Genomic DNA, 9,697 nt, shown 5'->3' with positions numbered 1-9,697 from the left:
TCCTAAACAGTAACCTAAGTATTTGTAGCAAAGATTTATCAAACTGGTATAATTGTTAATAATTAGGGTTTGCTGAAAAAGTCTTTTTGCTCTTTGTAGGAGACAGGAGACAGGAGACAACCCACCCCTAGCCCCTCCCAGGAGGGGAGGGGAAGACAGGAGGAACGGGGAATGAGCGAGGAGGTATGAGCTAAGTTTTGTCCCAAGATTATTCTGCCATAGTCAGCCGAAAATACTAGCTTTTTGAGCGTTTTCCACTGAAACAGGCGTACTTTTTTAGACCCTAAAAAGGATCAAATCTTTATATCTCAATACTTTTATAATTAATCAGCAAGCCCTAATTATTAATTATTAATTATTAACTAGACAGTTTGAAGTTCTTAGAACAACTATCCAGTTATTAATTATTAATTATTAATTATTAATTATTAAGCGTAGCTACCCTGGAATACCAATTTGAAAAAAGAATGCTACAAAAAGGTAGATATTGATCGGATATGTTTAAAAATAGCTGTTCCAGTTCATTTGAGATAGTTATCTCTATCTTTTTTCCCTTTTTTTCAATATTTACCCCTTCTTCTTTCTTACCTTTTCCTTCTTTATTATATCATGTCCGGATAATTAAGTATAATAAAAATGTTTTCTTCTCAATGTTGAAGAAATATCCCAAATTTCCACTCCTATCAAGTCTTCCCTCTTGAATTTACAGCTACCACCTAACACCTACTACCTACCACCTAACACCTACTACCTACCACCTAAAAACTGTATTATCACTATTCAACCGGACATGATATTACTTCTACAATTTGTAACAAACATTTATAAGATTGGTAGAAGGGACACATGATGTAAATATTACCGAATTATTAATTATTAATAATTAATAATTAAATAATTCTGGTTTAATACCAATTTGAAAAAAGAATGTTACGAATAGTCAGAGCGATAAAAAGACTTTACAGGAAATGTCCCTTTGACTGAAAAGATAGTTTATGCCCTAAAAAATGGTATTAAAGACATTCCCATACGACTCCTGACTCCTGACTCCTGACTCCTAATAAATACCCTAGATATTTGTAGCAAACATTTATCAATGGGTGCATCTCATATTTGCAAAAATACTTTTCTCCTATATCTTCCCTGTTCCCTGTTCCCTGTTCCCTGTTCCCTGTTCCCTGTTCCCTAAAAGCGATAAATTTTTGGCTTTATTCAAAATTGAGATGCACCCTTATCAATTTGGTATAAAGCCTCTCCTTTTAAGGGAAAAAAAAAGAAATAATATCTCCTTATATTCAATCAAGAGCGGTTTTAACCAGAGGTAATTATCAATTATCCATTATCAATTATCAATTAATGAAAGTAGTTAAATCGACAGTTTTTCAAGTCATAATTAATAATATTAATTTGATGTTGATGACTTTATTTACCAAATAATTAATAATTAATAATTAATAATTAATAATTAAATGATTCTGGTTTAAAGCCTCCCCTTTTAAGGGTAAAAAAAAGAAATAATATCTCCTGATATTCAATCAAGAGCGGTTTTAACCAGAGGTAATTATCAATTATCCATTATCCATTATCAATTAATGAAAGTTTTTATTTATAGATTTAATTTATAGCTCTATCTACTCTACTAACAGTGCAGTTTCGTTGTTGATTTTTTGCCTGATAAAGTGCTTGGTCTGCAAGGGAAATTAACTCTGCAGGTAAGCGATATTCTTGAGGAATCATACTTGAAATACCCAGACTAATCGTAACATATTTATTAATTTCAGATTTACCATGAATAATTTTCAGATTTTGCACTTCTAAACGGACAGTTTCAGCAATTATAAAAGCATTTTTAGCATCAGTATTAGGAAGAATTATTGCAAACTCTTCTCCTCCATAACGAGCTACTAAACTATCAGTAATATCGACCATTTCATAAATAGTTTGAGCAATTTTTTTTAGGCAATCATCTCCTGCTTGATGACCATAGTTATCATTGTATAACTTGAAATAATCTACATCACAAATAATTAGAGAAAAAGGCAGACCCTGTTGTTTCATCCTCTGCCATTCTTGGTCAAAATATTCATCAAAATGACGACGATTAGCTACTTGAGTCAAGCCATCTAAGGTAGCAAGTATATGCAATCTTTGATTAGCTAATTTCAGAGTATATTCTGCTTTTCTGCTTTGAATCATTACTCCTAAATGATGAGCTAATGCTTTAACTAAATCAATTAATTGTTGATTTTTTGGAGTAACTTCTTTATTGAAGAAAACCAAAATTCCTAATACCCGATCGCTCCACAAAATCGGTACAGCAAAACAAGATTTAAACCCTACTTTGATAGCTCGATCGTAACGTTGCAAAAAATCAGAAGATATCTGATAAATATCTTCTATCCATTCTGAATCTTGAGATTGCCAAACTCTACCAAGCAAGCTTTTATTATAAGTAAAAGTTAATTTTTTACTATCTTCTCGAAATTCATACAAATTTGGTTCATTAGTATAAAAAACTTGACTATGTACAATTTTAGAACTATCAGAATTAACAAGCCAAGCTTCACCAAAATCCCATTTTATATTTGAACAAATATGATTTAGAGTAACTTCAAGTGCTGAATAAATATCTGAAGTAGCAGTAATTTTCTGAGTAGTTAATAACAAAAAACGAATTTGTTCTTCAGTACGTTGACGCTCAATAATTTCTTGTTCTAGCTTAGAATTTCTCTCTTTCAATTCCATTTGTAATTTATAAGTAGATAGTTGATTTTCAACTCGTGCTAATACTTCTCTGATTTGAAATGGCTTGGTAATATAATCTTTACCCCCTACTTCAAATGCTTTAATTTTATCTACTTCTTGATTATAAGAACTAATGAAAATTATTGGTATTTCTTTGGTTTTTTCAAAAGTTTTTAATTTTTGGCATACTTCATAGCCGTCTATATCCGGTAAATTAATATCAAGTAATATCAAATCTGGCTGAGAAATCTGTGCTCCATTAATTGCAATTCTACCATTAATAGCTTTTCTCACATAATAACCATGATGCTCAAGCATACTTGCTAATAACCGCAAATTTTCCGGTGCATCATCAACTACTAAAATATTTGCTGGTAAATTTTCAGATTTTTTTTGCTTCATTTATTCCTCACTTTCTATTAATTCAAGGATGACATCTAAACGAAAATTTTCTACTAAATCTGTCAAACAATTAATTAAGTCAATTTCTGTTTCAGGAATTTGCTGAATTAGCTGAGTGACTATTTGATCGTTAACAGATAATGCAGCAAAATGTAATTGCTCCAACCATTCAGGAGGCATAATGTTTAAAGATTCTTTTGTAAGTTTTATTTGAGGTTCTCTAGTAGTAGAACTTGATGTTATTTCTTGATATAGATAACGTACTCCCAAATAACTCGCCAACTTTTCCAACAATACATCTTCTGAAAAAGGTTTAGCAATAAAATCATCACAACCTGCTGCCAAAATAGCATCACGATCTTCATCAAAAGCATTAGCAGTTAAAGCAATAATTGTAGTTGCTTGACCAAAAGATGTTTGCTTAATAATTTTAGTTGCTTCATAGCCATTCATAACAGGCATAATAATATCCATAAGAATTAAATGAGGTTGCCAAGTTTGCCAAATAGATATTGCTTGTTTGCCATTCTCAGCATTCTTAATTTTAAATCCTAAAGGCTGAAGTAACTGAATTAATAATTGACTGTTTTCTGGCACATCTTCCACTACTAAAATTCGATAAACAGGTTGATGAGGTTCTAAACCGATAATTTGACGTCGATCGGATAATATTGTTGTTTTGGCTATTTCTATAACTTCGGCAACAATATCAAAAGTAAAAGTTGTACCTTTTCCTACTTGACTAATAACAGATATATCTCCTCCCATTAAATGAACAAATTCCCGACTAATAGGTAAACCTAAGCCAGTTCCTTCTATGGATTTTCGACCAGTTTTTGTTTGTACAAAAGGCTCAAATAAATTATTTATTTCTGATGTTTCAATGCCTGGGCCAGTGTCTGTAATAGTAAATTTTATCTGCCCTATTTGGTGATGATTAAATACTGATAATGTAACTTTTCCTTCAGATGTAAACTTGACTGCATTACCTAAAATATTAATCAGAACTTGACGCAATTTCCCTTCATCAGTTTTGATAATCTTAGGTAAGTTATCGCCTACTTCAAAGATTATTTGCAAGCCTTTTTTACTAGCTTTTAGCATCATCATATCTTTGATAGATTGGAGCAGTTCGTGTAAATCAAAGCAACTTTCTGTTAATGTAATTCTACCTGCTTCAATTTTCGACATGGATAAAATATCATTAATTAAATTCAGTAAATGGTCTCCACTGCGATTAATAATTTTTAACTGCTCAATCTGTTCCTCATTTAAAGAGTTATCCCGCACCAACAATTGGCTGAAACCCAAAATTGCATTTAAAGGAGTACGCAATTCGTGAGTCATAGAAGCAAGAAAATTACTCTTAGCATGGTTCGCAGCTTCCGCAGTTTCTTTAGCATTTTTGAGTTCAACTTCTCCTTGTAAACGTTCTAATTCTGCCCCCACCCGTGCAGCAAAAATTTTCAAAATCAACTCATCAGAAGAATTAATATCCATTGGTGCAACATCCATAACTGTTAACAAACCAAGAATTTGGCCTTGGGAATTACATAGAGTAATACCCCAATAACTTTCTATATTTAACTCAACTAACCAGGTATCTTGGGGAAAAATTTGTTGTAAAGAATCTGGATAATAACAAATTTTATCCTCTAAAACTTTCTCACAAGGAGTGTATGCTATGGGGTAACTGATATTTTCGATCGCTTCATCACTACCCCAAAATGCTTTGATATAGAGTTTTTTTTCTGCTTCCTTGAATTCAGCAATGCAAGCATAATCAAGTTGTAGCACTTGAGCTAGACTATGAACACAAGCATTGAAAAAATCATCTCCTGTATAAGAAGCAGTACCTTCAACAATAAAACGTAAAGCTTCTTCCCGTTCCTTTTTTTCTGTGATATCAATACCAAAAGATTGAATTTCAATTAAACGTCGGTCTCGATCTATTATCGGTTGATTTGTCCAACTAACCCAGCGTCGTTCCCCAGAAGCAGAAATGACTTGATATTCTGAAGTTGTTGGAGATAATTTTTTCTGAATTGATTGAATATTGTCCTGTACTTGCCCTTGAGCTATTCTATCTGGCATTAATTCTAAAAAGTTACTGCCTAATAATTCAGTTGAAGACTTACCAAAAAATTGACAGTAGTATCGGTTAACGAATGTGAACGCACCATTTGGCTTCCATCTACAAACCAGTACACTATCCTGTGACTCTACCAGTTCCCGATAACGAATTTCACTTTCTCTTAAGGCTTCTTCTATCTGCTTGCGATCGTTAATATCCTGTAGAGATCCTACCATCCTCACAGCAGTTCCATCTGAATCCCAAAGAGCTTGGCCTCTGGCTAAAACCCACTTATAACTCCCATCTTTGCAAAGTATACGATGCTCAACAATAAAGTTAGGAGTCTCTTGCTTGAGATAGCTCCTCATCAGCTCCATCATCATTTCACGATCGCCTGGATGTATCCGACTGTACCATTCATTGTAGTAGGGTTTAATTTCATGGTCTTTATAGCCCCAGATCGCTTTCAAGCGAGATGACAGAAAGGCTTCATTGGTTGTAATATTCCAGTCATAAATCCCTTCATTATTGCCTTTTAACACCAACTGCCAACGCTCTTCACTTTTTTTGAGTGATTCTTCTACCTGTCTGCGAATCTGAATTTCTTGTTCTAATAATTCATTTTGTGCGGATAATTCCTGTCGTTGTTGTTTTTCTTGTGCTAAAAGATTTACTTGAGCGATCGCAACACCTACTTGAGCTGCCACCGCTTCTAATAATTCTATTTCTTCTGCTTTCCAATGACGAATATAACTACATTGGTGTACACCGATCGCCCCATTAGTTTTTCCTTGATAAGAAGTTCTAATTGCCATCATTGACCTAAGTTTTAGTTCCTTACATAGAGGTAAAACTTCTTGCAGCAGAGATTCAGCATAGATATCATCAGTCGCAATTGCTAAGTCTTGCGACAACATTAACTTAGTATAAGAATTACCTAATATGGGAATTTCTAAATTAGAGGGTAACTCTAAACCGTAGCTCTGATACTGAGCCACTATGGGAATTCGTGGTATAGGAAATTCTGAATAAGTATGAATCAAACAGCGGTCTGTATGTAAAACTCTGGCTATTTGATTTGCTGCAGTTTGGTATACTTGTTCTGGCTCTAGGCAAGAGCGAATTTGATGGGTAATTTCTCGAAATACCAATGCTCTTTGCATTTGTTTCTCCAGAGAGTATTTTGCTGTGGATAGTTCTATTTCTGCCTCTTTACGCTCTGTAATATCAATCACAGCACTAATGTAACCAGCAAAAGTACCATTAGGAGTAAATCTTGGTTTAGCTGTATCTACTACCCATCGATACTTGCCATCAAACCGACGTAGACGATATTCCATCTGAAAGGCAGCAAAAGTTTTATGGCTGTGTGTATACATTAAACGACAGTGTTCTCTATAGTCTGGATGAACCCATTTTAACCATTCATTTGTTACAGTATCAGATAAATTGTCTCTGGTAAATTCTAACCATGTTTGATTAAAAAATGTGCTGTTACCATTAGTATCTGCCACACGGATCATTACAGCGATACCATCTGCCATTGAACGAAAACGAGCTTCACTTTCCTGTAATGCCTGTTGTGCAACTACGCGATCGGTAACATTGACTTGCACTGCTACATAATGAGTTAAAGTTCCAAAATCGTCATGTACTGGAGAAATTGTTACTTCATTCCAGAATTTACTACCATCTTTGTGGGTATTTTGCAAGACTACCGAACTTTTTTTTCCAGTGGCGATCGCCTCTCTCAATTCTTGAATTTCTGGTTGATTTTTATCAGTACCTTGTAAAAAACGACAATTTCTACCAATAACTTCAGAAATTGAGTACCCTGTAGTTTTTTCAAAACCTGAATTAGCATATATTACTGGGTGTTCGTCTACAGTTAAGTCGCTAATTACAATTCCTTGAGGGGCTGTAAATATTGCTCTTTCTAATAGTTTTAAATGTTCTTGTTCGCGACGACTTTCTGTTACCTCTCTAAGAATTAAAAGATAAGCTTTGTCATCTTCCCAAATAATTTCTTTGATCTGTGTTTCTATAAATAAAATTTTTCCCGATTTTTGTCGAATATATATTTCTGTTTCATTACCATTTACAAGAGGCAAACCTATTTCCTCATCGATCAACTCTGTAGCTGGTTTTTCCCATAACAATTCTGTTGCTTGGTTAACAAATACTATTTTACCTTCTGTATTAATAATCATCAGACCTGCTGACATATTAGTAATAATTGCTGATAAGTTATCTTCATTTTTTTGCTTTAGTTCTATTTCTTTTTCTAGTTGTTTATTTTTTTCTTCTAATTTTAGATGTAGTTTTTTGATTTTCAGTTGAGCTTCTATTCTTGCTAATATTTCTTCTCCCTGAATGGGCTTACTAATATAATCTATTCCTCCAGCTTCAAACCCTTTTATTATTTCCGTAGTATCAGATATATCGCTCATAAAAATTACTGGTATATTATGAGTGTTAGGATTTCCTTTTAGTTGTCTACAAACTTGATAACCATCTATTTCTGGTTTTTTTACATCCATTAATATTAAATCTGTCTTATTGTTTATTACATATTTTAATGCTGATTTGCCAGAATTAACTTGTTTTATTCTATATCCTTTACAGCGGAAAATTTCAGATAAAAAAGATAAAATATGAGGACAATTATCTACTATAAGAATTGTATTTTTATCGTTATTCATAATTATTTTTTTTCTGTATTGATTATTTTATTTACAAATTACGAATTGATATTTGCAGCATTTTTATGTATATATTCCCTGACTATATAATAATTATATACCATTTTTTCGAGGTTATATATAGCATTTTCATATTGGTCATAAAAACTCAATCACAGAAGAGAACAGGCCAAAGGAAACAGGTATCAGATCGTACAATTTTTTTTTCGTTCAAAAAATCAAGATAATCGAGGTTGATAAATCATTTGAAAAAGATACATTGCAGTTACTTTTCCCTGTTATCTTTCAACTAAAGTATTTTTTTTGAGATGAAATCATAATTTTTTTACTCTAGATTGAACTCTAAAAAATTGGAGTTAGGGGGAAGTTTGCATAGCATTATTTTTCAGATAACTATGGTAACGTAGTGTTATACCATCAAGATAATATTACAAATTATGTAGGTAAGGAAGCTAGTGCCACTACGCGGAAGTTAAAAGTCAAAATTCATGCATCGAGTGCGTAATTCTGAGGTCCCCTCAGAATGTAAGACGCACTCAAGACAGTCAAAAGTATTGATTTGTAATTGTTTTGGGATTTTGTAACTGGTCAGTTATTTCCGCCATTCCACACTAGAAATTCCCTTGTTAATATGCGTACTTTATATACGACAAATCTGCTGTATCAAAAGCTTATAGAACCCCTAAACGGATCTATTAAGCATCTCCTCCATGCATAGGGAGTAGGGAGTAGGGAGTAGGGGGAAAGAATTGATGAATAAGAGTGCAATAAAAGAGCATGATTTTTGATTGTTGGAGATATCTATCTATGCTATGTAATTAAATATCAATATCCTAACTTCTTTGCCTAAAAACCCAACATTAGCAAAGATACGCTTAGGGGTTCTATATCAAGTTTCATTAATTAGGGTTTGCTGAAAAAGTATGTTGGTAGGGGTAGGAGACAACCCACCCCTCGCCCCTCCCCCTCCCAGGAGGGCAAGGCAGGAGACAGGAGACAGGAGAAATGGAAATTATAGAGGAGGTAGTCGTAAAAATTGTAAGAGTGATTTTTCTGCCATAATCATCCCAAAATACTAGCTTTTTGAGCTTTTAGACCGAAAAGCTTGTACTTTTTTCGACCCAAAAAGGCACTTACCTTTATCTAGTAATTAGGGCTTGCGCTCATAAAAGTGTAATCAATACCTGTAAAGGCTTCTAGGGTTAAAGATTGCTGAAAAAGTGTAAGGTTTTTGGCTCAATTAGTCTCAAAATGCTCATATTTTTCCCCTGAGTATCAGAAAATTTGGCCGTAGTAGATAGTCTAAACTGTTCCCAGTTAAGTGTTCCCTGTTCCCTATCATCACCATAAGACTTTTGAGCGCAAACCCTAATTATTTAAGATTTAATCAGCAAACCCTAACTACCTTTGCGTTAATTTGGTTTAATCACCCACCGTATACATGGTGTTGACAATTGTTTGAGGTTTGTATACACGAAGTGGCAGCTCTTTGAGTTTCCCCATCCATTTTTTCTTCCTTCTTCCTTCTGCTATAGCAATCCTATTTTATTTGTGTATAAAAATCTTACTGTTTTTAGGGAACAGGTAAGAGTTTCAGTTTTTTTATCTACTTTTTGATTACCCGCAACCAATTTATAGAACCCCTAAACGGATCTATTTAAAAATAGAGGAGGAGATGGGGAGATGGGGAGATGGGGAGATGGGGAGATGGGGAGATGGGGGGATGGGGGGATGGATGGGAGCATCAGCTTTGTCGTCTACCTTTGTGAAACCC

2 protein-coding genes are annotated in these 9,697 nt (G+C 33.8%); both read right to left on the bottom strand.

All coding sequences use genetic code 11. The features are described from left to right. Positions 1-1,614: 1,614 nt before the first annotated feature. The gene (locus F6K54_RS32915) at positions 1,615-3,147 is read right to left on the bottom strand and encodes a diguanylate cyclase domain-containing protein (protein ID WP_293087464.1); all 1,533 of its coding nucleotides are present in this window, start codon (positions 3,145-3,147) and stop codon (positions 1,615-1,617) included. Further along, positions 3,148-7,923 (bottom strand): PAS domain S-box protein, encoded by a 4,776-nt coding sequence (locus F6K54_RS32910; RefSeq protein ID WP_293087461.1) that lies wholly within the window; start codon positions 7,921-7,923, stop codon positions 3,148-3,150. Between the last annotated feature and the right edge of the window lie 1,774 nt (positions 7,924-9,697).

This window comes from Okeania sp. SIO3B5, assembly GCF_010692555.1.
GTDB lineage: Bacteria > Cyanobacteriota > Cyanobacteriia > Cyanobacteriales > Microcoleaceae > Okeania.
Note: the sequence above shows the minus strand (reverse complement) of the source record. Positions and strands in the feature narration are given on the sequence as shown.

What these genes read in the sequence shown, in the direction of transcription:
- F6K54_RS32915 (WP_293087464.1), bottom strand. Translation starts at nt 3,147, where the DNA reads ATGAAGCAAAAAAAATCTGAAAATTTACCAGCAAATATTTTAGTAGTT.
- F6K54_RS32910 (WP_293087461.1), bottom strand. Translation starts at nt 7,923, where the DNA reads ATGAATAACGATAAAAATACAATTCTTATAGTAGATAATTGTCCTCAT.